Here is a 24,827-nt window from a genome sequence, read left to right on the forward strand (position 1 = left end):
GTGCTTCGGCGGCGTGCGGGGCGTTAGGAAGGGGCCCTTCCTATACAGAAAGCGTTAACAGGGTGCCCTTCCTTACAAATGGCTGAACGGACGAGTCATGCGGGACCACGTTCTCCGATCTTGGTCGCTACGGTGTCGTCTGCTCGTCCATCCCCTCGGAAGGAACTCCCGTGCCAGAGCCGGTCGCCCCGCACCCCGCCGCGCCGCCCGAGGACGCGCCGCACCCCGCCGACCAGCCCGCGGCCCGGGACCCCGAACAGCCCGAGCCTGAGCAGGCCGTGACCGAGCGGGCCGAGCCCGACCGGGCCGAACCCGACCAGGCTGGGGCCGAGAGTGCGCAGGCCGGAAGCAAGGACGAGCCGGGCGGTGCCGGGCAGGGCGCGGGCGCGGCGGCGGGGCAGCAGGACGGGCCGGGCGAGGACGGGGACGGGGGCGGGCCGTCGGAGCCGAGGCGGTCCGTGGCCCGCAAGGTGGTCGGCGTGGTCGCCGCGCTGCTCGCCGTCGGGGTGGTGGCGGCGCTGAAGTTCGGGCTCGGCGGTGCCGTGGCCGCCGCCCTGGACGAGGACGCGACCGCGAAGGCGAAGGCCGGCGACTGCCTCGCCGAGCTGCCGGACGTGGCCGAGGGCGAGCGCAAGGACGCCCGCGGCGCGGAGGTGGTGGCCTGCACGTCGACGGAGGCGGTGTACACGGTGGTCGGTCGTCTCGACGGGCAGACCGAGGCGCAGGCGCGCACGGGCGAGGCGTGCGAGCCGTTCCTCCAGCCCGGGCAGGCGGGTTACTTCTTCTACAACATCAAGCCGGGCAGCACCGGCTACCTGCTCTGCCTCACCCGCAAGGCGGCCTGACCCAGGAGTCACCGGCAGCGAAACAGGAGGTGAACGCCACTGCTCAGGCGTCTTCCGGCGGCGGTCGCGGCGTGGCAGGCTCACGGCACGTAGGAACACCCTGCGACCAGCCAACGATGACTGACCGCGAGGAGGACGGGCCGATGGGCGAGATGGTGAGCTTCGCCAGCAACGGGGGGACGAGCGAGGGGTATCTCGCGATACCCTCCGGCGGTGCGGCCAACCCGGCGGTCATCGTCATTCAGGAGTGGTGGGGTCTCGTGCCCCACATCCGGTCGGTGGCGGACCGCTTCGCCGAGGCCGGTTTCGTGGCGCTCGCCCCGGACTTCTACCACGGCGAGTCGACCGGCGAGCCGGACGAGGCCCGGCGGCTGCTGATGGGCCTGCAGATGGACGAGGCGGCGAAGGACATCGCCGGCGCGGCGGAATACCTGGCGGGGCGGCCCGAGGTGGCGGGCAAGGTCGGCTGCGTCGGCTTCTGCGCGGGCGGCAGCCTGGCCCTGTGGTCGGCGACGCTGTCGGAGCGGATCGTCGCCACGGCCGGCTTCTATCCGATGCTGCCGTGGGAGAAGATGCGCCCCGAGTGGGCCGACTACGCGGGCAAGTCGGCGATCATCCACTGCTCCGAGGAGGACGGCACCTCGGCCGCACCGGGCGTGCAGACGGCCCGTGCCGCGATCGAGGCGGCCGGCGGCACCTGCACCCTCTACGACTACCCGGGCAGCCGGCACGCGTTCTTCAACGACGACCGGCCGGAGGCGTTCGACCAGCGGGCCTCGGCCAGCGCCTGGGCCCGCACCCTCGAGCTGTTCCGGGCGAAGCTTGGCTGAGGCCCGCACCCCCGGCGCTGAGGGCCGTGCCCCCGGCGCTGAGGCCCGTACCCCCGACGAGGTGGTCGCCCGCGCCGCGCGGGCGACCGACCTGGTCGACCTCGACGGCGCGGTCAGCGACTGCTTCGCGTGCCCGCGCCTCGTCGCCTGGCGGGAGGAGGTCGCCCGCACGAGGCGGGCGGCCTTCCGCGACCAGACCTACTGGGGGCGGCCGGTGCCCGGCTTCGGCATCGCCGACGCCCGGATCGGCATCCTCGGCCTGGCCCCCGCCGCGCACGGCGGCAACCGCACCGGGCGCATCTTCACGGGCGACCGCTCCGGCGACGTGCTCTTCGCCGCCCTGCACCGCGCCGGCCTGGCCAACCAGCCGACGAGCGTCGCCGCCGACGACGGCCTCGCGCTGCGCGACACCCGGATCTTCGCCGCCGTGCGCTGCGCGCCGCCGGACAACAAGCCGACCCCGGCGGAGCGGGACACCTGCGCGCCGTGGCTGCACCGGGAGGTCGCGCTGATCCGGCCCACCCTGCGTGTCGTGGTCGCGCTGGGTGCGTTCGCGTGGGCCGCGTGGTGGCCGGCGCTCCGCGAGGTGTACGGCGTGCGCCCGCCCAGCCCGCGACCGGCGTTCGGCCATGGGGCACACTGGTCCGGCACGGCCGCACCGGCGCTGCTGGGGTGTTACCACGTCAGCCAGCAGAACACGTTCACCGGGCGGCTGACACCGGGGATGCTGGACGACGTGTTCGCCCGGGCGAAGCAACTGGCCGGAGTGGACTGACGGGCGTGGGGCGGTGCCGATGGACCTCAGCGTGCTGCGCAGGTGGTGGCCGATCGTCGCGGTGACGGCCCTGCTCGCCGCCGCCGCGGTGGCCGCCGGACACTCGTCGCTCGGCGCGAGCCGCATCCCGCCCGCCGCCGACAACATCCCGTACGTGCCGGAGTACCCGACGGCGCAGCCGCCGCCGTCGATCCCGGTGGAGCCGCGCGACGCCGGGGAGGCCACCCGCGCGCACATCCCCGAGTGGCTGGGCACCGTCGCGATGGTGCTGCTCGGTCTGGCGATCGCGGTCGCCCTCGGCTACGTGGGCTGGACGCTGCTGCGCGGGGTGGCCCGCCGCACCTCGCGGGCCCTGCCGGCCGACCGGGCGCGGCGTACCGCCGAGGGCACCGCCCGCGAGGTGGTGGCCGCGCTCGACGCCGGCCTGGTCGAGCTGGACGACGCCGACGTCGACCCGCGCACGGCCGTGATCGCCTGTTGGGTGCGGCTGGAGGAGGCCGCCGACGCGGCGGGGGTGGCCCGGCACACCGGCGACACGCCCACCGACCTGGTGACCCGCCTGCTGCGCGGCGACCCCGACGCGGGGGTGCCGGCGATCGTCAGCGCCGACGTGCTGGCCGAGTTCGCCCACGTCTACCGGGAGGCCCGGTACGCGACCCGCCCGGTCGACGAGCGCACCCGCGACCAGGCCCGCGCCGCGCTGCGCCGGCTGCGCGGCGAGCTGACGGCGATAGCGGCCGGGACGACCGTCGCGGCCGGGGCCGCCGGAGCGGGCACTGCCACGGGAGCCGGCACCGCCGCCGGGGGGCCGGCGTGAGCACCAGCATCGACGACCTGCTCGGCTCCGCCGAGGAGGAGCCCGCGCAGGAGCGGGCCGCCCGGGGCGGCCGGGTCGGCGGCGCGCTGAAGGCCCTCGCAATCGCCGGGGCGCTGACCGCCGTGGTGGTAGCCGGCCTGCGGGCCGTCGGGTTGCAGCTCTCGCTGTGGGTGGTCGTCGCCGGGGTCCTCGCCCTGTTCGCCGTGCGTCGGGTCACCGCCGCGCTCGCCCCGCCGCCACCGCCCCGGTCGGGGGCCCGCATCCCGGCGGGCGAGGAGGACGGCCACTACCACTGGGCCGCCCGGGACGCGCTGCGCGCCGCGATCAACGGCTGGGAACGGCCGCTGGACTGGTCGTCGGGCAACCCCCAGCGGTTCGCCGAGCGGATCCTGCCCCGCCTCGGCGAGCTGGCCGACGAGCGGCTGCGCCAGCGGCACGGCGTGACCCGCGAGTCCGACCCGGCGCGGGCCCGCGCCCTGCTGGGCGACCGGCTCTCGACGTTCCTGGACACCCCGCCCCGCCGCACCCCGTCGCCGCGCGACCTCGCGGCGATCGTCGCCGAACTGGAGAAGATCTGATGAAGGACGTGGACCGGACCGTGCCCGCCGCCGAGGTCGGCCGCCTGGCCCGGGCGGTGCTGGACGCGGTCGGCTCGGTCGTGGTGGGCAAGCGGGAGGCCCTGGAGCTGGTCCTCGCCGGCATCCTGGCCGGCGGCCACGTGCTGCTGGAGGACCTGCCCGGCCTGGGCAAGACGCTGACCGCCCGCTCCTTCGCCCAGGCGCTCGGGCTGGACTTCCGCCGGCTCCAGTTCACCCCCGACCTGCTTCCCGCCGACGTGACCGGCTCCTTCCTCTACGACCAGCGCAGCGGCGACTTCTCCTTCCGCGCCGGCCCGGTCTTCACCAACCTGCTGCTCGCCGACGAGATCAACCGGACGCCGCCGAAGACCCAGTCGGCGCTGCTGGAGGCGATGCAGGAGAAGCAGGTCTCGGTGGAGGGCGTCACATACCGGCTCGACGAGCCGTTCCACGTGCTGGCCACCGCCAACCCGATCGAGTACGAGGGGACGTACCCGCTGCCGGAGGCGCAGCTCGACCGGTTCCTGCTGCGGGTGTCGTTCGGCTACCCGGACGGCGAGGAGGAGTGGGAGGTGCTGCGCCGGCGGATGGGCCGCCGCCGCGAGGAGGCCGAGATCGCCCCGGTCGTCGACGCCGCCACCCTGCGGGCCATGCAGGTCGCCCTGGAGAACGTGGTGGTGGAGGACTCCATCGGCCGCTACATCGTGGCGCTCACCGCGGCCACGCGGGAGCACCCGTCGGTGCTGGTCGGGGCGTCGCCGCGCGGCTCGCTGGCGCTGCTGCTGCTGGCCCGCGCGCGGGCGGTCTTCGCCGGCCGGGACTACGTGGTGCCCGAGGACGTCAAGGAGGTGGCCGCACCGGCCCTGGCGCACCGGATCACGCTGCGCCCGGAGATGTGGCTGCGCCGCGTCGACCCGTCCTTCGTGGTCGGGGAGGTGCTCGACCAGACCCCGGCCCCGGCCAGCGGCGCGCTGCCGAGCTACGCGGCCGGCCGGCCGGGGCGCTGACGGCCGTGTCCACCCCCGAGGGGCCGCAGGCGGCGGGCTGGGCGCCCACCCGGGCGCTGGGCCGGGCGGTGCTGCTGGCGGGCCTGCTGCTGATCGCCGGGGTGCTGCTCGGCCGGGTCGACCTGGTCGTGCTGGCCGCGCCGTTCGCGCTCGGCACCGCGTACGCGCTGCGCCGCCGGCCCACGGCGGGCCCGCAGCTGTGGATCACCGCGGACGACGGGCACCTCGTCGAGGGCGGCGAGTTCACCGGCACGGTCAGCGTCGGCAACCCGGACACGGTCGGCTACGACGTGGCGGTGGTGCGCACCCGCGTCTCGCCGTGGCTGCTGGTGGAGCGGGCCGGCTTCGGCGGGGCCCGGGTCGACCTGTCCCGCAGCGGCGTGGACCGGCCCTTCGTGACCGTCGTCGACACGGGCACGGCCGTCGACCTGGAGCTGGCCGGGAAGGCCCGGCGCTGGGGCCGGCATCCGATCGGCCCGGCCGGGGCGCGGGTCGCCGCCGCCGGGGGGATGCTGGTCTCCCGGGCGGCGATCACCGAGCCGGTCCGGTTCCGGGTGTACCCGAAGACGGAGCCGTTCGAGGCGGTGGAGGCGATGCCCCGCGCCGCCGGCCTGGTCGGCGCGCACCACTCCCGCCGGCCCGGCGAGGGCGGCGAGCTGGCCGGGGTGCGGGTCTTCGGCCCCGGCGACCGGCTGCGCCGCGTCGACTGGCGGGTGTCGCTGCGGGCCCGGCAGCTGCACGTGGCCGCCACCCTGTCGGACCGGGACGCCGAGGTGGTCGTCCTGCTCGATGTGCTCGCCGAGGCGGGCCGCTCCGGTGGCGTCGGCGGGGCCGCGTCGGTGCTGGACACCACCGTGCGGGCCGCCGCCGCGATCGGCGAGCACTACCTGCACCGGGGCGACCGGGTGGCGCTGCTGGAGTACGGCCCGGCGGCCCGTCGGCTGCGCCCCGCCACCGGCCGCCGGCAATACCTCACGCTGCTGGAGTGGCTGCTCGACGTGCGCGCCGAGGCGTCGCCGCACGAGCCGTACGACCAGGTCTTCGGGCCGCAGATCCTCTCCTCGGACGCGCTGGTGGTGGTGCTCACCCCGCTGCTGGACGAGCGGTCCGCCCAGATGCTGGCCCGGATGGCCCGTTCCGGGCGGTTCGTGGTGGCGGTGGACACGCTCCCGGACGACCTGCCGCCGCCGGGCCGGCAGGGCTGGTCCGAGGTGGCGTTCCGGCTGTGGCGGATCGACCGGGACACGATGATCGGCCAGCTCCGCGAGCACGGCGTGCCGGTGGTCCGCTGGGCGGGCGCGGGCAGCCTCGACCAGGTGCTGCGCGACGTGGCCCGGCTCGCCACCGCCCCGAGGGTGGGCGGCCGGTGAGCGGGACAGCCCGGCCGGTGAACGGGACAGCCCGGCCGACGGGTGACGAGAGGCGGTGCCGGTGAACCCGGTCGAGGTGGTGACCGAACGCGCCCGGGCGGCCCGCTCGGCGGTCAACCGGGTCAGCGCGGCCCCGCTGCTGGTGCGCGCCGGGATCTTCGGCGCGACGCTGGCGGGGCTGCTGCTGGCGTACCCGGCGCAGGTCCTCACCGGCCGCCCGCTGGCCGCCCTCGTGCTGGTGGCGCTGCTGCCGGCGATCGGGCCGCGCCGGATCTGGCCGACGTTCGCCGCCCTCGTCGCGGTCGGCGGCTGGCTGCTGGCCACCGAGGGATACGGCCGCCCGGTCGCGTTGTGGCGGCTGCTCGCCGTGGCGGCTGCCCTCTACCTCGCCCACTCGCTGGCGGCGCTGGCGGCGCTGCTGCCGTACGACGCGGTGGTGGACCCGGAGCTGGTCGTGCGCTGGCTCACCCGGGCCGGCGGGGTGCTGCTCGCCTCGGCGGTGCTGGGGGTGCTCCTCGTCCAGGTCGCCGACGCCGGGCCCGACCGGGGGCACCTCGGCGTGACGGTCGTCGGGTTGCTGGTGGCGGTGGCGGTGGCCGCGTTGCTGGGGTGGCTGCTGCGTCGCAAATGACGGAACGGGAATGCACGTTGTGCAGGTCACAGGTGTTGTGCTCCGTCACAAAGGGGGGTCTCGAAAGGGGTTAGCGGAGCCGGCCGGGGAAAGATGGTAGGCGTGAATCCGAAGCGGATCCTTGTCGTCGGTGCCGGGCACGTCGGTCTCTACGCCGCCCTTCGCCTGTCGAAGAAGCTCTCCTCGCGTGAGGCGGAGGTCGTCGTCGTCGACCCGCAGCCGCACATGACGTACCAGCCGTTCCTTCCGGAGGCGGCGGCCGGCAACATCTCCCCCCGGCACTCCGTGGTGCCGCTGCGGCGGGAGTTGCGGCGGTGCAAGGTGGTGGCCGGCACGGTCACCCGGATCGAGCACGACCGCAAGGTCGCCACCGTGCAGCCGATCAGCGGCCCGACCCGGGAGATCCCCTACGACCACGTCGTGGTGGCCCCCGGCTCGGTCTCCCGCACGCTGCCGATCCCCGGCCTGCACGAGCACGGCATCGGCTTCAAGACCATCGGCGAGGCCATCTACCTGCGCAACCACGTGCTGGACCGGCTCGACGTGGCGGCGGCCACGCAGGACGCGCAGGTGCGCCGCAGCGCCCTGACGTTCACCTTCGTCGGCGGCGGGTACGCGGGCATCGAGGCGCTGGCCGAGATGGAGGACATGGCCCGCGACGCGCTGCGCTACTACCCGGAGCTGGAGCCGGAGGACATGCGCTGGGTGCTCGTCGAGGCGACCCAGCGGGTGCTGCCCGAGGTCGACCGGGACATGGGCGCGTACACGGTGCAGCAGCTGCTCAAGCGGAACATGGACATCCGGCTGGACACCCGCCTGGAGTCCTGCGTCGACGGGGTGGTGAAGCTCTCCGACGGCGACAGCTTCCGCTCCGACACGATCGTCTGGACGGCCGGCGTCAAGCCGTCGCCGATGCTGGACGCCACCGACTTCCCGCGCGACGAGCGCCGCCGCGTCACCTGCCTGCCGACCCTCCAGGTCGTCGACGGCGACCGGGTGGTCGAGGGCGCGTGGAGCGCCGGCGACTGCGCGGCGGTGCCGGACCTGACCAAGGAGCCGGGCAACTTCTGCTCGCCCAGCGCCCAGCACGCGGTGCGCCAGGCCGCCCGGATGGCCGACAACATCGCCAACGTGATCCGTGGCCGTGAGCCGGTGGACTACAAGCACAAGCACGCGGGCAGCGTGGCCAGCCTCGGCCTGCACAAGGGCGTCGCCCAGGTGTACGGCATCAAGATGACCGGCTGGCCGGCGTGGTTCATGCACCGGACGTACCACATGTCGCGGATCCCGTCGTTCAACCGCAAGGTCCGGGTCGTGGTCGACTGGTCGCTGGCGTTCTTCCTCAAGCGTGAGGTGGTCGCGCTCGGTCAGCTGCACGACCCGCGCGAGGAGTTCGCCGAGGCGTCCCAGCCGAGGTGAGGAAGGCTCAGACCCGCCAGATCCAGGCGTCGGCGACCCGCTCGGCCGGGCCGTAGAGCTGGTCCAGGGTCGCCCGCAGGTCGTCGGCGTGGCGGGTGCCGTCGGCCACCGCGAAGCAGGACGCGCCCCAGCGGTCGGCGTCCCGGGCCGCCTGTCGCCGCTCCCGGTCGCCGATCGCCGGCCGGCCGCCCCGCTTCGCCACCTCGCTGAGCAGGTACGACGTGGGGCGCTTCCAGGTGCCCATGGCGGCCGTGCCGCCCTTGCCGTACGGGGCGATGAAGAAGCCCTCGGGCATGCCGAACGCGGCGTCGGCGGCCGTGGCCCAGCGCATCGGCCACGGCTCCTTCGGCGTGGGCAGCGGCACCGGCACCAGCACCCCGCCGGGGCGGACGCACTCCCGCCAGTGGCCGGCCGAGATGAACTCCGGCAGCGCCGGCCGCTCGGCCGTGGGCAGGGGGGCCGGCAGGACCGGCAGCAGCGCGAGCCCGACCGCCGCCGGGACCAGCCGGCGGGCCCGGCCGGTGCCGCGTAGCGCCCGGTCCACGGCCAGCACCAGCAGGGTGCCGGCCAGCGGCAGCACCGCCAGGGCGAACCGCATCGGCAGCGCCCCGTCCACCACGGGCAGGCCCGCCAGCAGGGCGTACGGGCCGGGGATGCTGGTCCGGTCGCCGCGGACGACCACGTCCGGGCCGAGCGACAGGGCGCCCATGACCAGCGCCCCGGCCGCGCAGGCGAGCACCAGTGGGCGGCGGCCCAGCCAGACCGCGCAGCCGAGGGTGACCACGAGCAGGGGCCAGCCGAGGAAGGTGTTGTATTCGGCCGGGCCGGTGGTGAGCCGGGCCGCCTCGTCGCTGCCGGCCGCCGACAGCGGGGAGAGCGTCCACCAGCTGACCAGGTCGGCCGAGAAGTAGTGCGGGCTGAACATGCCGTCGGCGACGCCCTGCGGGCCGGCGAACTGGAACCACAGCGGGTATCCCAGCACGAGCAGGGCGAGCCCGGCGGCGACCAGCATCCCACCGGCGAAGCCGGGCAGCGCCCGGCGCAGCAGCGCCCGGTCGGCCAGCGCGTACGCGACGGCCATCACCAGCAGCGTCAGCGCGCAGAGGAAGAGCACCTCCTCGCCGACGAACACCTGGACGCTGACCACGACGGCGAGGCCGACGGCGGAGGTGAGCATGCGGCGGCGGTCCGGCCCGCCCAGCGGGTCGGCCGCGCGCAGCAGCCGGACCACCAGCCAGACGATCACCGGCACCAGCCACTGGGCGGTCATGTGCAGGTGGCTGTTGGTCTGCGAGACGATGCCCGGCCCGAAGCCGCACAGCCCGGCCCCGAGCGCGGCGGCGAGCCGTTGCGCCCCGAGGACGCGGGTGAAGAGCAGGTACCAGGCGAGGGCGGTGCCGGCGAGGTTGAGCCCGGCGAGCAGGGCGAAGGTGACCGGCGCGCCGAACAGCAGGGTGACCGGGGCGAAGGCCACCCCGAGTGCGATGACCGTGGTGTTGGCCATCAGGTTGACCCCGTCCGGGGCGTTGAGCCGGTCGGTGAGCAGCCCGAAGTCGCCGAGCAGGGCGCGCGAGTCGACGGCCAGGAACCACTCGTACAGCGTCTGGTCCTCGGGGTTGAGCGCCAGCACCCGGCCGGACGGGTCGGGCCAGAGCCCGTGGGTGACCCAGCCCGCCAGGGCCGTGAACAGCAGCCCGACGAGCAGGTCGGCCCGGTGCCGGGCGACGGCGGCCCGCAGCCGGACCCACCGGCCTGCGGCCCGGGCCGGTACGTCGGAACGGACTGCCTGCTCGGGGGCGGCGTCGGGGGCCGTGGGGGCTGCGCTGCTCACGGGTCGACCCTAGTGCGGGAGTGCCGGCGGGGTACGCCGGGTCGTGGCGGACCCGCTACGGTGACACTGCACCGGCGCGTGGGCGACGCGCGGGGCCGCCCAGCCCGGGTGGTGGAACGGCAGACACGGCCGCCTTAAAAGCGGCTGCCGCAAGGCGTGCGGGTTCGACCCCCGCCCCGGGCACGCGCAGCACGGTGATCCGCGCCGGTGCCGGCGAGGGCCTCACCGGCGGGTCTCTCAGCTTCTTCACAGCTCCTGCGCCGGTCGGTGATCTCCACGGCGTCGAGCGGGGCGTCTACCCTGGAAGGGCACGTTCACGTGCGACGACCCCCTGAGGGAGGCCTGACAGTGAAGACTTCGAACCCGGTGCTCGCCCGACTCGGCCAGGCGGCCGAGCGGGAACGGGCCACCGGGTACGCCCCGACCGGGCCCTACGGGCAGCCCGGCTATCCGCAGCAGTACCCGGGCGCGACGGGCTACCCGGCCGCGCCGCCCACCGTGACGCCGATGTCGATCGACGACGTGGTGGTCAAGACCGTCGTGTTGCTGGGCATCCTCGGCGCATCCGCCGCGGCGGCCTGGGTGCTCGTCCCGGACGCGCTGCTCGGCGTGGCCTGGATCGGCGCGGCGGTCGTGGGCCTGGTCCTCGGCCTGATCATCTCCTTCTCCCGGATGGCGAACCCGGCGCTGGTCATCGCGTACGCCGTCGTCGAGGGCGTCTTCGTCGGCATGGTGAGCAAGGCGTTCAACTCGCTCTACGACGGCATCGTGCTCCAGGCCGTGGTGGCCAGCTTCGGCGTGTTCTTCCTGATGGCCATGCTCTACAAGGCGCGGGTCATCCGGGCCACCCCGAAGTTCGTCCGGGGCATGGTCGCGGCGATGGTCGGCCTGTTCGCGGTCATGTTGATCAACCTGGTGCTGGCGCTGTTCGGCGTCAACACCGGCCTGCGCGACGGCAGCCCGCTGGCCATCGGCTTCAGCCTGGTCTGCATCGTGGTCGCCTCGCTGAGCTTCGTGCTCAGCTTCGCGGAGGTCGAGGAGGGCGTCCGGATGGGGCTGCCCCAGCGCTACTCCTGGACGGCGGCGTTCGGCATCCTGGTCAGCCTGGTCTGGCTCTACATCGAGATCCTGCGCCTGCTGAGCTACTTCCAGGGCGACGACTGACCCTCGTCGCTCGACGGCGCCCGCCCCGCGATCTCGCGGCGGCGGGCGCCGTCGTGTTCCGGCCCGGGCGTCCGCCGGCCGCCGCCGGCTGCGCCGGGCGCGCGGCGACCGCAGGGGGTACGTCGGCCCGGCGTCCGTAGACTCGGCGCGGTGAGCGCAGCGGAACTGGGCCGGGCGGTGGATCTGCTGGTCCGTCAGGTCGGGCACTGGCAGCAGCCGCGCTGGGCGGCCTCGGCCGGCGGCGGCAACGTGCCCCGGGCCGATCTGGTGCACCGGCTGGTGCAGGAGATCGCGAACCTCGCCGCCGACGCCGAGGGGCAGCCCCGCCGGGCGGTGCCCCGGCTCGACAACGACCTCGCCCTGCCCGACCAGCTCCGGGTGGTCGCCGCCGACCTGCTGGCGGCGGCCCCGCCGGACGCGGTGCTGCACCGGGCCGCCGCCGAGGTGACGGCGACCCGGTCCGTGCTCTGACCCGCGTGCTCTGACCCGCGCGCTCCCGGTCACCCGCGCGGGCAGCGCGAGCGCCGGGAGGCATGGCGCGGCTTAGCTCAGGCGTTCGAGGACCATGGCCATGCCCTGGCCGCCGCCGACGCACATCGTCTCCAGGCCGATGCTCTTGTCGTGCCACTCCAGCGCGTTGAGCAGCGTGCCGGTGATCCGGGCGCCGGTCATGCCGAACGGGTGGCCGACGGCGATCGCCCCGCCCATCACGTTCAGCTTCTCCTCGTCGATGCCGAGCTGCCGGTAGGAGGGGATGACCTGGGCGGCGAACGCCTCGTTGATCTCGACCAGGTCGACGTCGCCGATGGTCATCCCGGCGCGGCGCAGGGCCTGCTTCGACGCCTCCACCGGCCCGAGGCCCATGATCTCGGGGGAGAGGGCGGTGACGCCGGTGGAGACGATCCGCGCCAGCGGGGTGAGGCCGAGGTCCCGGGCCCGCTGGGCGCTCATGATCACCACGGCGGCGGCCCCGTCGTTGAGCGGGCAGCAGTTGCCGGCGGTGATCCGGCCGTCGGGGCGGAACACCGGCTTGAGCCCGGCGACGCCCTCCAGGGTCACCCCGGGACGGGGGCCGTCGTCGGTGTCGACCACGGTGCCGTCGGGCGTGGTGACCGGGGTGATCTCCCGGGCCCAGAAGCCGTCGGCGATCGCCTTCTCGGCCAGGTTCTGGCTGCGTACGCCGAACGCGTCCATGTCGGCGCGGCTCACGTCGTACGCCTGGGCGAGGTTCTCGGCGGTCTGCCCCATTGCCAGGTAGATGTCGGGCAGCTCCCCGGTGGAGCGGGGGTCGGCCCAGACCTCCGCGCCGCCCTCGGCCCGCCGCGCCGAGCGCTCCCGGGCGGCGGCGAAGCGCGGGTTCTCCCAGCCGCCGCCGACCAGCGCCTGCGCCTCCGGCGGGAGCGCGTCGGAGTTGCCGCGCGCGTACCGGGAGACGGTCTCCACCCCGGCGGAGACGAACACGTCGCCCTCGCCGGCCCGGATCGCGTGCATCGCCATCCGGGTGGTCTGCAGCGACGAGGCGCAGTAGCGGGTGAGCGTGGCACCGGGCAGGCCGTCGAGGCCCAGCAGGGTGGCGACCACGCGGGCCATGTTGAAGCCCTGCTCGCCGCCGGGCAGGCCGCACCCGAGGTAGAGGTCGTCGATCTCGGTGGGGTCGAGCTGGGGGACCTTGTCCAGGGCGGCCCGGACGATGGTGGCGGCGAGGTCGTCGGGGCGGACGTCGCGCAGGGAACCCTTGTGCGCCCGACCGATGGGGGAGCGGGCGGTGGCGACGATGACGGCGTCGCGGGACGACTCAGTCGGCATGAACCAACGTTAACTTGGCGGTAACCTACCGGGAAGCGGAGCGACCAGCGGGAAATGTCACCCCTGACCGCCGCGCACCAGGGTCGGCCCGATCACTGGCGGGAGGCGACGTTCGCGGCGGCGGCGACGGCCGGGAGCAGGGCGTGCGCCCAGATCCGGTACCCGTCGGCGGACGGGTGGAAGCCGTCGTGGCAGAACGTGCCGGCGTCGGCCCGGAACACCGGGCCGGTCTCCGTGCCCAGGTCGACCACCGTGCCGCCCGCGTCGAGCGCGGCGGCCGTCTGCGCGCGGGCGATCCGCCGGCCGGACCAGCCGACCAGCTGCCGCAACGGCGGCGCGATCGCGCGGGCCGCGCCGAGATCCGGGCAGGTGCCGACGACCACCTCGACCTGCGCCTCGCGCAGCCGCCGCACGGCCGACCCGAGGTAGGCCCCGGCCTCGGCCGGGCTGCGCAGCGCGGTCGCGTCGTTGGCGCCGATCAGGACCACCGCCACGTCGGGGCGCGGGCCGAGCAGCGCCCGGGCCACCTGGGTGGCCAGGTCGGTGGAGCGGGAGCCGGACACCCCGACGCTGGACAGGTGCACCCGCCGGCCGGTCGGCCCCTCGGCGAGCAGGTTGGCCAGTTGGCCGCCGACGGTGTCGCCGAGCCGGGCCACCCCGACCCCCAACGCGGACGAGTCGCCGAGCAGGACCAGCCGCAGCGGCGGCGCGCCGGCCCGGCCGATCGTGGCGCGCAGGGCCAGGCCCAGCTCGGGCTGCGCGTACGGGCGGTTGCGGGCCAGGAACGCCTCGCCGGCCAGGACGGCCGCGCCGCCGATCGTCCCGGCGACCAGGGACACCGCCGCCGCCCGGCCCAGCCGGACGGCGAGCTCCGCGCCGAGCCCCCGGTCACCACCACCGCGCCTGCCGCCCTGCTCGGTCATGGCTGTCCTTCCAGTGTGGGTGAGTCGGCGGTCGGGCCGGCCTGCGGCACCGCGCCGACGCCGAAGAAGGCCCGCCGACGCAGCTGCGCCCACCGCCCGCCCGGCCCGCGGTCGCGGCCCCGGACCTGGGTGGCGCTGACCTCCGTGCCGGCGTGCCGGGCCGCCTCCTGGGCCGCCTCCGGCAGCGACCGGACGCCCTCGCCGCGGGCGAGCCCGGGGCGGCGCTCCTGCACCCCGCCGAGCGCGGAGAGCACCGTCGGCAGCAGCGCGGCGGCGGCCACCGCATACCCCTCTGCGGAGGGATGGAACCGGTCCCAGGCGAACATCCGGGTCGGCTCGGCGACGAAGCGGGGGCCGAGCAGGTCGCCGAGGGAGACCGTCCAGCCGCCCGCCTCGACCACCGCCACCGTCTGGGCGGCGGCGAGCTGCCGGCTCCACCGCCGGGCCAGCCAGCGCAGCGGCGGCTGGATCGGCTGGATCGCCCCGAGGTCGGGGCAGGTGCCGACCACCACCTCGCAGCCGACCCCGCGCAGCGCGCGGACCGCGTCGACCAGGTAGCGCACCGCCAGGGCCGGCGGGGTGCGGTTGGTGACGTCGTTGCCGCCGATCAGGATCACCGCCACGTCGGGCGACACCTCCAGCGCGGCCTCCACCTGCGGCTTCAGGCCGGAGGAGATGGCGCCCACCACGGCGAACCGGTGCAGCCGGACCGGCCGGTGCAGCCGGCGGGACAGCCCGGTGGCCAGCAGCGAGCCGGGCGTCTCCCGGCGGCGGTGCACGCCGTAGCCGGCGGCGGAGGAGTCGCCGAGGACGACCATGGTCAGCGGCGGGCCGGGGAGCTTCGCGCCGTAGACGCCGTCGCAGCGGGGCGGGGGCGCCTCGGCCATCGGGATGGTGCGGCGGGCCTGCCGGGCCTGGCCGAGCAGGACGCCCGTCGTCGCCGCGGCGGCCGCGGCGGTGGCGCCCGTGCCGATCGCCGCGACGCGGGCCACCCGCCGCGCACGCTGCCAGCGTGGGCCGAGCTGCCAGCGCGGAGCGGACTGCTCGCGCGGACCGGCCGGTGCGACGGAACCAGCGACCCCAGCGACCCCCATGCACCGACATTATCGCGCCGGTACGACACGCCGCTGTCGTCGTACTGCCCGGTTTCTGGCTGGGAGGCGACTGTTGCGGGTACCCCTTGCGGGGACACGGCACGCTGTGGAGTCGGAAGGGGCGTGGAGATGGGGAAGACACTGAAGCGCGGCGCGGCGTTCGTGGCGCTGGCCCGGGCACTGACCGCCGGGGCACGGGGCGGCCCGTCGCTGGGGGCCCGGCTGGCGGCGCTGCCCCGGATGATCCGGGCCACCACCCGCGGCGAGTACGACGGCGGCCTCCGGCTGGCCCTGATGACCGCGGCGACGGCGTACATCGTCTCGCCGATCGACCTGCTCCCGGAGATCCCGCTGGCGGTCTTCGGCCTGGCCGACGACGCGGTGATGGTGACCTGGCTGGCCGGCGCGGTGCTCGCGGAGACCGAGCGGTTCCTGGAGTGGGAGGTCCGCCGGGCCTCCGTCATCCCGGGCCATGTGGTGCCCTGACGGGACGTACCCTGGGCGTCGAATCAACGTCTGCCCGGCCGCCGTCGCCGGCGCCGCAACGAAGGGCACAACGAGGTGCACTACTACGACAACGTCGTCGAGATGATCGGCAACACCCCGCTGGTGCGGCTGCGCAACGTGACCGAGGGCATCCGGGCCACCGTGTTGGCGAAGGTCGAATACCTCAACCCGGGCGGCTCGGTGAAGGACCGCATCGCGCTGCGCATGGTCGAGGACGCCGAGGCCGCCGGCATCCTCAGGCCCGGCGGCACGATCGTCGAGCCGACCAGCGGCAACACCGGCGTCGGCCTGGCCCTGGTGGCGCAGCTCAAGGGCTACCGGTGCGTGTTCGTCTGCCCCGACAAGGTCAGCCAGGACAAGCAGGACGTGCTGCGGGCCTACGGGGCGGAGGTGGTGGTCTGCCCGACCGCCGTCGCGCCGGAGGACCCGCGCTCCTACTACAACGTCTCCGACCGGCTGGCCCGCGAGATCCCCGGCGCGTGGAAGCCCGACCAGTACAGCAACCCGGCCAACCCGCGCTCGCACTACGAGACCACCGGCCCCGAGCTGTGGAAGCAGACCGGCGGCCAGCTCACCCACTTCGTCGCCGGGGTCGGCACGGGCGGCACCATCTCCGGCATCGGCCGCTACCTGAAGGAAGCCTCCGACGGCCGGGTGAAGATCGTCGGGGCGGATCCGGAGGGCTCCGTCTACTCCGGCGGCACCGGCCGGCCCTACCTCGTGGAGGGCGTCGGCGAGGACTTCTGGCCCACCACGTACGACCGGGACATCGCCGACCAGATCGTGGAGGTCTCCGACAAGGCGTCGTTCGAGATGACCCGGCGGCTGGCCCGCGAGGAGGGGCTGCTGGTCGGCGGCTCCTGCGGGATGGCCGTGGTCGCCGCCCTGGAGGTGGCCCGCGAGGCCGGCCCGGACGACGTGATCGTGGTGCTGCTGCCCGACAGCGGCAAGGGCTACCTGTCGAAGATCTTCAACGACGCGTGGATGGCCCGGTACGGCTTCCTCGACAACTCCGGCACCGAGCCGACCGTCGCCGACGCGCTCGCCGGCAAGCCCGGCGGGCTGCCCGAGCTGGTGCACGTGCACCCGACCGAGACGGTCCGCGACGCCATCGACTACATGCGCGAGTACGGCGTCTCCCAGCTCCCGGTGCTCAAGGCCGAGCCGCCCGTCGTCACCGGCGAGGTCGCCGGCTCGGTCGCCGAGAAGGACCTGCTCGACGCCCTGTTCACCGGCCAGGCGCACCTGCACGACACCATCGAGCGGCACACCGCCGACCCGCTGCCGATGATCGGCGGCGGCCAGCCGGTGAGCGAGGCGGTGGCCCTGCTGGAGAAGTCCGACGCGGCGCTGGTGCTGGTCGACGGCAAGCCCAAGGGTGTGCTCACCCGGCAGGACCTGCTGGCCCACCTCGGCGCCCGCTGAAGCTGTAAGGAAGGGCACCTCATTAACGCTTTCGGTAGAGGAAGGGCCCCTTCTTAACGCCGGCCTTGGCAGCGGCAGCCGCCGGTCACGCGCGACGCCTCGGCTGAGCCGAAGTCCGCGTGACCGGTGGGCTGGGCGGGGCCGGTGCCCTCGCGGCGTGGTTCAGCCACCGCAGTCTGGACGCTGGCGGCGCGGGTGACGTGCAGAAGGTCGCCCGGCATCGGCCTCAGGCCGTCTGGCATCGGCCTTCTGGGCGGCGCGGCCTCAGACATCACCGCTGCGCTGTTCGCCCTGCGCGGGCAGGACCATGTCGAGCCACCCCAGGTGCCGCAGCTCCATGCCCGGGTCGGGTGGCAGGCCGCGCCGCTGGCGCTCCTCGACCCCCAGGCGGTACCAATCCCCCATGTACGCCACGAGCAGTTCGCCCCGGCCGGCGAACTCCACGAGGGTCGACAGTTGCCGCTCGAAGCACGGCCACGGCTCGCCGCAGACGAAGCACGGGCCGCCCGCGTACCTCGGCGGGTGTGCGGCCATCACCGCTCCCGCGCCTCGGGCCCCGGGCGGGCCGTCGGGGCGTCGATGATGGCCTGTACCCGGACCATCACGACGCGCTCGCGCCACGGCGTTCCGTCGGGGCGCAACTCCAGTCCTTCGAGCCGCACCCACCGCGACGCCAGGAAGTTCGCGTACCGAGGAACGTAGGTGACCTGCAACGACAGCACCGTCTGCCCGATGCAGTAGTCGCACGGTTGGAGGGTGAGCACGTCGCCGGCGGTGACCAGCGGGTTCACTCTCGACGCCTGTCCCCGTTCAGGGCTCATTCCCTCTCCTCCTCGTGGTGTAGGCGGGGGTCGCCAGCTCGCGGAAGGACCGGGCGACCCCCGGCGCAGAACTCGCCTCCGCCTCCGGGCCGAAAGCGAATCCGCGTGGTGACAGTCTGGTGATGGTGTCGTTGCTCTCGATACGTGCTCGCCCGGTCCGCGCAGGTCAGCGGCCTGACCGGGCGGGCGTGCGGGACACGCCGACGAGGACGAGCCGAAACTGGGGGATGGGTGGGCACTGCCACGAACTACGTGCTCGGGGAGCTGCGACTGTTCCGAGCGTCGCTCGGGACCAGCCAGGAAGAGTTCGGCCGGGCCATCGGTTACTCCGGCTCGCATGTCAGCTCCGTCGAGACGGGGGGACGCCCGCCGACGAAGGAGTACATGAAGGCGGTCGACGACCACTACCAGCTCGGTGACCGCTTCGGCCGGATGCTCCGCGAACTGGCCAAACTGGACGCCGAGCCGGTCTGGCTGCGCGAATGGATCGAGTTCGAGCGCGAGGCGACCACGCTGCGGTGGTTCGAGCTGTCGTACCTCCCGGGCCTGCTCCAAACCGAGCGGTACGCGCGGGCGACGCTCGCGGGCGGGCGGTTCACCGCCGACGAGGTGGAGCGGATCGTCGCGTCCAGGCTCAACCGGCAGGAGATTCTGGAGCGCGAGCGCCCGCCGCAGTTCATCGCCGTGGTGGACGAGAGCGTGCTGCGCCGACCCGTGCTCGATCAGCCGGGGCTCATGGCGGAACAGCTCGACCACCTTGCCGAACAGTCGACGCGGGAACACGTCCAGGTGCACGTCGTGCCCGTCGATGCCGGCATGTACCTGGGGCTGGCCGGCCAGTTCATCATCGCCGAGCTGCCCGACGGCGCGCGGGTGGCGCACGCGGACAACCAGCTCAACGCGCAGATCGTCGATGCGCCCGCCGACGTTGCTAGGCTCGCGAAGACGTGGGAGATCGTGCGGAACGAGGCGCTTTCCCGCCGGCAGTCCATCGAACTGATCAAGGAGGTGGCCAAGTCATGGAGTCGATGACGACCCCGCGGTGGCGGAAGTCGACCAGGTCCGGCGGCAACGGCGGGTCCTGCGTCGAGGTCGCGGACAACATGCCGGGCGTCGTGCTGGTGCGCGACACCAAGGACCGCGACGGCGGCACCCTCCGCTTCACCCCCGGCACCTGGCAGTCCTTCGTCGACCTGGCGAAGAAGAGCAGCCCGCTGGGCTGATTCCCCCGAACGCCGCCGAAGGTCCCCAGCGTGAAGCTGGGGACCTTCTCCGTTCGGGGAGGACGGCCGCCGCGGCGACCCCTCAGCCGAACTGCCAGCCGATCAGGTTCCACTGCCAGCAGAACCAGGCCAGGGCCCCGACCCCGGCCAGCAGCACCCCCTGGTGGACGCGTGCCGCGACGGATGCCTCACGCCAGCCGGTGATCGCGGTGCCGGCGGCACCGAGCCCCAGCGCGAACACCACGATCGGTACGACGAGCAGGGCGCGCAGGCCCGCCGGCGCGCCGGGCAGAAACGTGCTGGTACTGCCGGACAGGGCGGTTGCCAGCCCGGCCAGGAACCCGAGCCCCAGCACCATCGCCAGGGCCGCCAACCCGCGCGACAGCCGCCACGAACGTGCGCCGTCGGCACGGCCACGTACCCGGCGTACCACCGAGGCACCTGGCACCACCAGCGCACTGAGCGCCACGACCACGAATCCGGCCAGCACCGCGAGGTTGACCGGCAACGTCTGCGCGCCACTGATCTGCTCGAACGCGGCCCCGTCGGTCATCACGTACCGGCCCCCGTCCACGACCACCAGACGGTCGTCGCCGGCCCGGTAGGAACCGTCACCCTGGGGCGTCCACGTCTTTTCTCTGAACCGGAGCGCTCCGGCGTCGGTCACCGTCAAACGCGCCGGATCGAGCAATGTGAGCAGTTTCTCGACGCCGGTGACGTTACGCCGGGCCGGGGCGTAGAAGCCCGCCTGCGGCACCACGGCGCGCTGCGACCCGGACACCGCCGGCGGCGATCCGGGCGCGAACCGGTCGAGGAACCCGTGAACGACCTCGTTCAGCGCGCCGGCCCCCTCCAGCGAGTTGACCGACAGGAAGAGCCCCAGCCGGCAGTCCGGCACCAGCACTAGCACGCTTTCAAACCCCTCCCAGTCGCCGCCGTGCATGAGCACCCGATGCCCGTTGAGCACCCGGTCCATGAAGCCGTGCGCGTACCCACCGACCCGGGGATCCGCGGGAAACGACCGGGTCCGCATGAGCGCGGCCGTCTGCGGCTTCAGGATGCCTTCGCCCCGGCCGAGCTGCGCGATCATGAACTTCGCCAGGTCCGATGCCGTCGCGCTGACCGAGCCGTCCGGCGTGAGCTGGTCGAACATGAACGGCACCGGCGCGCCACCCTCGCCGTAGCTCTTCGCGAGGTCGGGGGCCAGCGCCGCGGGCAACGGCTCGGACGCGGTGCTGTGCGTCATGCCCAGCGGCGTCAGCAGATGCCGCTGCACGTAGGCGTCCCACGGCTCACCGCTGACCTGCGTCACGAGATAACCGGCCAGTGCCGCCCCGTAGTTCGAATACGCCGGCACCACTGCGGGCGGCCGGATCCGCGCCGGGACGTTCTTCGCCAGGTACTCGCCTAGCGGCACGACGCCGTCGGCGGTGCGGGCGCCGGTGCCGATGAGGCGATCCTCGAAACCCGCGGTGTGGTCGATCAGGTCACGCAGCCGGATCGGCTGCGGGTAGGTCTGCGGGATCTGGAACGTGGTGAGGTACGAGTTCACGTCCGCGTCCAGGTCCAGTCGACCGGCTTCGACCTGCTGCATCACCGCCGTCGCCGTAAACAACTTCGTGATCGACGCGATACGTACGAGGGTCCGCTCCGGATCCATCCCGGTGCCGGCAGCCACGTCGGCGTGACCGAAGCCGTGGGCGTATGCGACGTCTGTACCGGAGACCACCGACACGACCGCTCCCGGCGTCCCCGTCCTACGCAACTGTTCCGGCATCACGGACTCGAAGTACGCGGAGGCCGCGCTCGTGGTCGGTGCGGCACAACGGGGCGGGGCTGCGTACGCGGGGGCGGCCCACACCACGCCCGCCACGCCCGCAACCAATGTCCCCAACACGCCCGCCACCAACCCCAGCCCCACCACGCCCGCCGCCAGCGCCTGCACCGTGCCGGCACCGCCCTGCGGTCTTCGCCGGGCCGGCTGTTGCCGCCGGGGGAGTGTTCCGCCAGGCGCGGACGGTGGGGTCGAGTCGCTTCGAAGACGCACAGGTCCTCCTTCTCCGGGGGCAGGGCGCAGCCAGTGTCGCGGTCGGCCCGAGCCGGGCGCATCGCCGCGCGGTCGAGGCCGGACCGCGATCAAAGTCGGAGTACGGCCTAGACCTGAGGGGCAGGTGACGCGGGGCGCGGCATGCCTATGCTGCGACCCATGCGGCTGACGTCCTGGCGAACGACACGATCTTGGTTCGGCCGCCAGCGGGTGGGTGACGCGCTGATCGTGGCCGCCTGCCTGGTCCTCACCACGCTGGCGGTCACGACGCCGTGGTCGCCGCTTCCCTTGCCGGTCGTCGGGGCCGCGGGCACGCTGGCCGCACTCGCCACGTGGTGGCGCCGGAGCCACCCGTACGCCGTCGTGGTGATCGCAGCGCTGGGTTACGCGCTGTCGGGCAACGAGGGGCCGCTGCTGGTCGGACTGTTCGCCGCCGGGCTCTACGCATCCCGCCGCCACGTCTGGTGGCTGGTGGTGGTCGGCTGGGCCGGGGCGAGCGGCCTGAACTCGGTGAAGGCCGGGCGTCTGGACTGGTGGGACGCCGAGTTCGCCGCCGTCGTGGCCGCCGCGACCGTCGGGCTCGGCGTCCACCTGGGCACCCGCCGGGCACTGCGGGAAGCGTGGCGCGAGCGGGCCGAGCGGGCCGACGCCGACTTGGCGGTACGCGAGGAACGTGCCCGTATCGTGGAGCGCAACCGCATCGCCAGGGAGATGCACGACGTGCTGGCGCACAAGGTTTCGCTGATCGCCCTGCACGCCGGGGCGCTGGAACTGACCGTGGACGGTGGCGTCGAACGCGTCCGGGAAGGCGCCGGGCTGATCCGGGTGACCGCCCGCGAGGCGCTCGTCGAGCTGCGTAGCGTGCTCGGTGTTCTGCGGGCCGACGCGCAGCCGTACGCGGACCTGAACTCCGTGGTCGCCGACGCCCGGTCGGCCGGGCAGCGCGTGGTGGTGCGCGACAGTGCGGGGCCGTTGCCGGCGCCGGCGGCGCGGGTGGTGCAGCGGGTCGTGCAGGAGGGGTTGACGAACGCGCGGAAGCACGCGTCCGGTGCGGAGGTGACCGTGACCGTCGTACGGTCGGTCGACGCGGTGACGGTGACCGTGGCCAACCCGGTGAGCGAGGCGGCGCTGGACCTGCCGGGTTCCGGGGCGGGGTTGGTGGGGCTGGCGGAACGCGTGCGCCTGGCCGGTGGAACGCTGACGGCCGGCCCGGCCGGGCCCGGGTGGCGGCTGTGGGCGCAGCTGCCGGTCGTGATGTCCGCCAGGGATTTCGTGGTGCTTCCGGCGGGAGAGCCGCGGGACGTGGAAGCCCGATGATCTCGGTCCTGCTCGTTGACGACGAGGCGCTGGTGCGTGCGGGTCTGCGGCTGATTCTGGAGACCGCGGACGATCTAACCGTCGTCGGCGACGCGCAAGACGGACGCGCCGCGCTGGACGCGGTGACCCGGCACCGTCCGGATGTCGTCCTGATGGACGTCCGCATGCCCGGGATGGACGGTGTCGCCGCGACGGCGGCGCTCCAGACCCGGACGAACCCACCGCCGGTGATCATGCTGACCACGTTCGACACCGACGACGACGTGTTCCGGGCCCTGGAGGCCGGTGCCAGCGGTTTCCTGCTGAAGGACACACCGCCGACCGAACTGCTGCGCGCGGTACGCCTGGCCGCGACGGGAGACGGGATGTTGTCACCCAGCGTCACCCGGCAAGTCATCGCACGGATCACCGCGGACGACCGCACCCGCCGCCGGCGCGAGGCCCTGGCCCGGCTGGGCGGCCTCACCGGACGAGAACGCGAGGTCCTGGTCGAGATCGGGCGGGGCGCGACCAACGCGCAGATCGCGGGGTGCCTGCGGATGAGCGAGGCGACCGTGAAGAGCCACGTCACGCACCTCTTCGAGAAGCTCGCGGCCGGCAACCGGGTCCAACTGGCGATCACCGCGTTCCGCGCGGGGCTGGTCGACTGAAGGCCCTTGCCGACACGGTGAAGAACAGCTCCGTGAAGTAGCCCGGCCGCGGCCAGCCCGCCACCGGCGGCCTCCGACCGGGTGCAGGACGGCCACGACGTCACCCACGCCAACTTCAGCCCGAACGGGTACCGGATCACCGCCTTGACCGTCGGCCGGCTGGATCGGCGCACCGGGGGTGAGGGTGAGAGGGGAACCCTTCTCTACCGTATGCGTTAACAGGGGGCCCTTCCTTACCAATCAGGCGGCGGTCACGCCGCCCCCCAGGACCGCAGCGTGTTCATCCACCCCTGGATCTGGCCGACCGACCCGGTCATCACCCAGCTGTTGAAGCGCTTCTCGCCGGCCCCGACGTTCCCGTGCCGCAGCACGGTGAACTTCGACGAGGCGATGTCGAACTCGCCGGTGCCCGTGCCGCACCCGCCGCCGATGAACTTGTACATCCGCATCTCCGACACCGAGCCGCCCTGGCTGGTGTTCGCGCCGTACACCGCCATCGCCTTGGTCAGATCGGCGTTGGCGATGATCACCCCGCCCCGGTTCGGCGGGGTCCAGGAGAAGTAGCTCGCGTCGGAGCACTGGCCGAAGTTGGTGCGCTCGGTCAGCGTCTGGCTGACCGCGTCGTAGGTGAAGTAGCGGTTGAACTCGGCCCGCAGGTACGCCGTCGGGACCTCGATGCCCGGGTAGGTCAGGGCGGGCGAGTTCAGCACGGTCTGGTACCGGGCGACCGGGCCGAGCCCACCCCAGTCCAGGGTGATGTCCTTGCCGAGCTGGAAGTCCCGGTAGATCGCCGGGTTCTGCTCGCCGCCGCCGAAGTTCTGCGGGACGAAGTCGATCGGCACGGACCGGGTGGACTGGGTCTTCGCCGCGGTGTCCGTGTTCAGCGCCAGCAGCGGAGACCCGTGCCGGCGGTACGCCGGCCAGGCCGGGTTCGACCAGGTGTCGCCGGCCTCTGTCGGGTTGGCCGTCACCCCGTCACGGGAGAAGAACAGCGACGACTGCAGCTGCCGGCCGTAGTCGAGGTTGTTGATGTACTGGGTGCCGTTGTGCGTCCAGTTCCACAGCGCCCCGCCGGTGACCCGGTTGGACGAGATGGTCACCCCGCCCGCGCTCAGCGACGCCAGCGACGTCGCGGTGTTGAGGTACCGGGGCCAGGCGTACCCGTAGCTGGCCAACTCGTCCCCGTAGCAGGACTTCGGCCCCTCGTTCTGCGAGCGGGTGCCGTGGTCGCCGGTGCACCCGTTGAAGGTGCGCAGGTACGGCTGCGTGCCGGCGGCCTGCGAGGTGTACGGGTACCCGAGGGCGTACTCGGTGCCGAAGCCGGCCTCGCCGGCGGTGCGGGAGTCCATGTGGTCGGAGCCGCCGTTCCAGTTCGGATTGTGCAGCCGGTAGAGCGCCGACCGCCCGGAGCCCGAGTACTTCGGCACGTAGTGGGTCTGCCCGTCGACGGGGAACTGGTCCCGCTCGGCGGGGTTGTTGGTGGTCATCAGGTCGGGTCGGGAACCGACGGCGACCCGCCACAGCACGTTGGCGATCACCAGGTCGCCCCCCTCTGCGGCCCGCGCGGGGGCCGCCGGGCCCACGGCCGCCAGCAGCGTGCCGGCCAGCGCCGGCACGAGCGCCAGGGCGACCCGGCGGCGACGCCGGAATCCGAAGCTGTTCATCCTGCCTCCGCAACTCGGCCCCGGCACGTGCGCCGGGCGCCTTCCGGGCGAGGATGTCGGCCCCCGGTATAGCGCCGGTATAT

General features: G+C 74.0%; 25 protein-coding genes and 1 tRNA gene. 18 read left to right on the forward strand and 8 right to left on the reverse strand.

The genetic code is table 11. From position 1 onward, the window contains the following. Window positions 1–170 precede the first annotated feature (170 nt). From LPU61_RS00715 to LPU61_RS00755, 9 genes are all read left to right on the forward strand, one after another. The gene (locus tag LPU61_RS00715) at window positions 171–845 is read left to right on the forward strand and encodes a hypothetical protein (protein WP_229403767.1); all 675 of its coding nucleotides are present in this window, start codon (window positions 171–173) and stop codon (window positions 843–845) included. A gap of 143 nt (window positions 846–988) precedes the next feature. Beyond that, window positions 989–1,675 carry a dienelactone hydrolase family protein gene (locus tag LPU61_RS00720; protein ID WP_043961930.1) on the forward strand — a complete coding sequence of 229 codons (687 nt, stop codon included), beginning with the start codon at window positions 989–991 and terminating at the stop codon, window positions 1,673–1,675. Between the two features lie 61 nt (window positions 1,676–1,736). After that, window positions 1,737–2,450 (forward strand): uracil-DNA glycosylase, encoded by a 714-nt coding sequence (locus tag LPU61_RS00725; protein WP_305071828.1) that lies wholly within the window; start codon window positions 1,737–1,739, stop codon window positions 2,448–2,450. 19 nt (window positions 2,451–2,469) lie between these two features. Beyond that, window positions 2,470–3,267, forward strand: coding sequence for a DUF4129 domain-containing protein (locus LPU61_RS00730; RefSeq protein ID WP_043961932.1), 798 nt, complete (start codon window positions 2,470–2,472; stop codon window positions 3,265–3,267). Next, window positions 3,264–3,845, forward strand: coding sequence for a hypothetical protein (locus LPU61_RS00735; protein WP_043961933.1), 582 nt, complete (start codon window positions 3,264–3,266; stop codon window positions 3,843–3,845). The genes LPU61_RS00730 and LPU61_RS00735 overlap by 4 nt, the downstream gene beginning before the upstream one ends. Further along, window positions 3,845–4,852 carry a MoxR family ATPase gene (locus LPU61_RS00740; RefSeq protein ID WP_043961934.1) on the forward strand — a complete coding sequence of 336 codons (1,008 nt, stop codon included), beginning with the start codon at window positions 3,845–3,847 and terminating at the stop codon, window positions 4,850–4,852. Before LPU61_RS00735 ends, LPU61_RS00740 begins: the two co-directional genes overlap by 1 nt. Continuing rightward, window positions 4,849–6,222, forward strand: coding sequence for a DUF58 domain-containing protein (locus tag LPU61_RS00745; RefSeq protein WP_043963966.1), 1,374 nt, complete (start codon window positions 4,849–4,851; stop codon window positions 6,220–6,222). The genes LPU61_RS00740 and LPU61_RS00745 overlap by 4 nt, the downstream gene beginning before the upstream one ends. Window positions 6,223–6,283: 61 nt before the next feature. Beyond that, a complete protein-coding gene (locus LPU61_RS00750; protein ID WP_043963967.1) occupies window positions 6,284–6,853 on the forward strand; it encodes a hypothetical protein in 570 nt (189 codons plus the stop codon). Between the two features lie 102 nt (window positions 6,854–6,955). Then, window positions 6,956–8,272, forward strand: coding sequence for an NAD(P)/FAD-dependent oxidoreductase (locus LPU61_RS00755; RefSeq protein ID WP_229403768.1), 1,317 nt, complete (start codon window positions 6,956–6,958; stop codon window positions 8,270–8,272). Window positions 8,273–8,279: 7 nt separating this feature from the next. On the opposite strand, the gene LPU61_RS00760 is transcribed toward LPU61_RS00755, so the two are convergent. Then, window positions 8,280–10,103, reverse strand: a complete 1,824-nt coding sequence (locus LPU61_RS00760; RefSeq protein ID WP_043961936.1) for a hypothetical protein — start codon at window positions 10,101–10,103, stop codon at window positions 8,280–8,282. Window positions 10,104–10,205: 102 nt separating this feature from the next. Between LPU61_RS00760 and LPU61_RS00765 the strand changes: the two genes are divergently transcribed. The 3 genes from LPU61_RS00765 to LPU61_RS00775 all read left to right on the forward strand — a co-directional run bounded on the left by LPU61_RS00765 (window position 10,206) and on the right by LPU61_RS00775 (window position 11,738). Next, window positions 10,206–10,286 (forward strand) — tRNA-Leu (locus LPU61_RS00765). 165 nt (window positions 10,287–10,451) lie between these two features. Then, window positions 10,452–11,267, forward strand: coding sequence for a Bax inhibitor-1/YccA family protein (locus LPU61_RS00770; protein ID WP_043961937.1), 816 nt, complete (start codon window positions 10,452–10,454; stop codon window positions 11,265–11,267). A gap of 150 nt (window positions 11,268–11,417) precedes the next feature. Then, window positions 11,418–11,738 carry a hypothetical protein gene (locus tag LPU61_RS00775; RefSeq protein ID WP_043961938.1) on the forward strand — a complete coding sequence of 107 codons (321 nt, stop codon included), beginning with the start codon at window positions 11,418–11,420 and terminating at the stop codon, window positions 11,736–11,738. A gap of 72 nt (window positions 11,739–11,810) precedes the next feature. Here LPU61_RS00775 and LPU61_RS00780 read toward each other — a convergent pair whose 3' ends face one another. The 3 genes from LPU61_RS00780 to LPU61_RS00790 all read right to left on the reverse strand — a co-directional run bounded on the left by LPU61_RS00780 (window position 11,811) and on the right by LPU61_RS00790 (window position 15,090). Beyond that, entirely contained in the window at window positions 11,811–13,073 is a 1,263-nt protein-coding gene (locus LPU61_RS00780; protein WP_043961939.1) for an acetyl-CoA C-acetyltransferase, read from the reverse strand. 92 nt (window positions 13,074–13,165) lie between these two features. After that, on the reverse strand, window positions 13,166–13,996 hold the full coding sequence (locus LPU61_RS00785) for an SGNH/GDSL hydrolase family protein (RefSeq protein ID WP_043961940.1): 831 nt from the start codon (window positions 13,994–13,996) through the stop codon (window positions 13,166–13,168). Beyond that, window positions 13,993–15,090, reverse strand: coding sequence for an SGNH/GDSL hydrolase family protein (locus tag LPU61_RS00790; protein WP_229403769.1), 1,098 nt, complete (start codon window positions 15,088–15,090; stop codon window positions 13,993–13,995). The genes LPU61_RS00785 and LPU61_RS00790 overlap by 4 nt, the downstream gene beginning before the upstream one ends. 129 nt (window positions 15,091–15,219) lie before the next feature. On the opposite strand from LPU61_RS00790, the gene LPU61_RS00795 reads away from it, so the two are divergent. Together LPU61_RS00795 and LPU61_RS00800 are read left to right on the forward strand one after the other, a co-directional pair. Next, window positions 15,220–15,576, forward strand: a complete 357-nt coding sequence (locus tag LPU61_RS00795) for a YkvA family protein (RefSeq protein WP_229403770.1) — start codon at window positions 15,220–15,222, stop codon at window positions 15,574–15,576. 75 nt (window positions 15,577–15,651) lie between these two features. After that, the gene (locus tag LPU61_RS00800) at window positions 15,652–17,022 is read left to right on the forward strand and encodes a cystathionine beta-synthase (RefSeq protein ID WP_229403771.1); all 1,371 of its coding nucleotides are present in this window, start codon (window positions 15,652–15,654) and stop codon (window positions 17,020–17,022) included. Window positions 17,023–17,286: 264 nt separating this feature from the next. Here the strand turns inward: LPU61_RS00800 and LPU61_RS00805 are convergent, their stop codons facing one another. Continuing rightward, window positions 17,287–17,556 (reverse strand): hypothetical protein, encoded by a 270-nt coding sequence (locus LPU61_RS00805; protein ID WP_144420172.1) that lies wholly within the window; start codon window positions 17,554–17,556, stop codon window positions 17,287–17,289. Beyond that, window positions 17,556–17,843 (reverse strand): hypothetical protein, encoded by a 288-nt coding sequence (locus LPU61_RS00810; RefSeq protein WP_144420173.1) that lies wholly within the window; start codon window positions 17,841–17,843, stop codon window positions 17,556–17,558. The genes LPU61_RS00805 and LPU61_RS00810 overlap by 1 nt, the downstream gene beginning before the upstream one ends. Before the next feature lie 231 nt (window positions 17,844–18,074). Here LPU61_RS00810 and LPU61_RS00815 point away from each other — a divergent pair, with 231 nt between their 5' ends. Beyond that, the gene (locus LPU61_RS00815; protein WP_043961944.1) at window positions 18,075–18,875 is read left to right on the forward strand and encodes a helix-turn-helix transcriptional regulator; all 801 of its coding nucleotides are present in this window, start codon (window positions 18,075–18,077) and stop codon (window positions 18,873–18,875) included. Continuing rightward, complete coding sequence (locus tag LPU61_RS00820; protein WP_043963970.1) at window positions 18,872–19,066, forward strand: DUF397 domain-containing protein; 195 nt, start codon at window positions 18,872–18,874, stop codon at window positions 19,064–19,066. The genes LPU61_RS00815 and LPU61_RS00820 overlap by 4 nt, the downstream gene beginning before the upstream one ends. Window positions 19,067–19,148: 82 nt before the next feature. On the opposite strand, the gene LPU61_RS00825 is transcribed toward LPU61_RS00820, so the two are convergent. Further along, entirely contained in the window at window positions 19,149–21,011 is a 1,863-nt protein-coding gene (locus LPU61_RS00825; protein ID WP_229403772.1) for a serine hydrolase, read from the reverse strand. A 261-nt stretch (window positions 21,012–21,272) separates the two neighbouring features. Here LPU61_RS00825 and LPU61_RS00830 point away from each other — a divergent pair, with 261 nt between their 5' ends. Together LPU61_RS00830 and LPU61_RS00835 are read left to right on the forward strand one after the other, a co-directional pair. Next, complete coding sequence (locus tag LPU61_RS00830) at window positions 21,273–22,430, forward strand: sensor histidine kinase (RefSeq protein WP_229403773.1); 1,158 nt, start codon at window positions 21,273–21,275, stop codon at window positions 22,428–22,430. Next, window positions 22,346–23,080 carry a response regulator gene (locus tag LPU61_RS00835; RefSeq protein WP_374199552.1) on the forward strand — a complete coding sequence of 245 codons (735 nt, stop codon included), beginning with the start codon at window positions 22,346–22,348 and terminating at the stop codon, window positions 23,078–23,080. Before LPU61_RS00830 ends, LPU61_RS00835 begins: the two co-directional genes overlap by 85 nt. A 251-nt stretch (window positions 23,081–23,331) precedes the next feature. On the opposite strand, the gene LPU61_RS00840 is transcribed toward LPU61_RS00835, so the two are convergent. Continuing rightward, the gene (locus LPU61_RS00840; protein WP_229403774.1) at window positions 23,332–24,744 is read right to left on the reverse strand and encodes a hypothetical protein; all 1,413 of its coding nucleotides are present in this window, start codon (window positions 24,742–24,744) and stop codon (window positions 23,332–23,334) included. Window positions 24,745–24,827: the final 83 nt, after the last annotated feature.

It is taken from the genome of Micromonospora sp. NBRC 110038 (assembly GCF_020884815.1).
Classification (GTDB): Bacteria; Actinomycetota; Actinomycetes; order Mycobacteriales; family Micromonosporaceae; genus Micromonospora; species Micromonospora haikouensis.

Bases quoted from the DNA above. Each gene is read 5' to 3' on its own strand.
- LPU61_RS00720 (WP_043961930.1), top strand. From the start codon at position 989: ATGGGCGAGATGGTGAGCTTCGCCAGCAACGGGGGGACGAGCGAGGGG.
- LPU61_RS00730 (WP_043961932.1), top strand. From the start codon at position 2,470: ATGGACCTCAGCGTGCTGCGCAGGTGGTGGCCGATCGTCGCGGTGACG.
- LPU61_RS00740 (WP_043961934.1), top strand. From the start codon at position 3,845: ATGAAGGACGTGGACCGGACCGTGCCCGCCGCCGAGGTCGGCCGCCTG.
- LPU61_RS00780 (WP_043961939.1), bottom strand. From the start codon at position 13,073: ATGCCGACTGAGTCGTCCCGCGACGCCGTCATCGTCGCCACCGCCCGC.
- LPU61_RS00785 (WP_043961940.1), bottom strand. From the start codon at position 13,996: ATGACCGAGCAGGGCGGCAGGCGCGGTGGTGGTGACCGGGGGCTCGGC.
- LPU61_RS00790 (WP_229403769.1), bottom strand. From the start codon at position 15,090: ATGGGGGTCGCTGGGGTCGCTGGTTCCGTCGCACCGGCCGGTCCGCGC.
- LPU61_RS00795 (WP_229403770.1), top strand. From the start codon at position 15,220: ATGGGGAAGACACTGAAGCGCGGCGCGGCGTTCGTGGCGCTGGCCCGG.
- LPU61_RS00805 (WP_144420172.1), bottom strand. From the start codon at position 17,556: ATGGCCGCACACCCGCCGAGGTACGCGGGCGGCCCGTGCTTCGTCTGC.
- LPU61_RS00810 (WP_144420173.1), bottom strand. From the start codon at position 17,843: ATGAGCCCTGAACGGGGACAGGCGTCGAGAGTGAACCCGCTGGTCACC.
- LPU61_RS00820 (WP_043963970.1), top strand. From the start codon at position 18,872: ATGACGACCCCGCGGTGGCGGAAGTCGACCAGGTCCGGCGGCAACGGC.
- LPU61_RS00830 (WP_229403773.1), top strand. From the start codon at position 21,273: ATGCGGCTGACGTCCTGGCGAACGACACGATCTTGGTTCGGCCGCCAG.
- LPU61_RS00840 (WP_229403774.1), bottom strand. From the start codon at position 24,744: ATGAACAGCTTCGGATTCCGGCGTCGCCGCCGGGTCGCCCTGGCGCTC.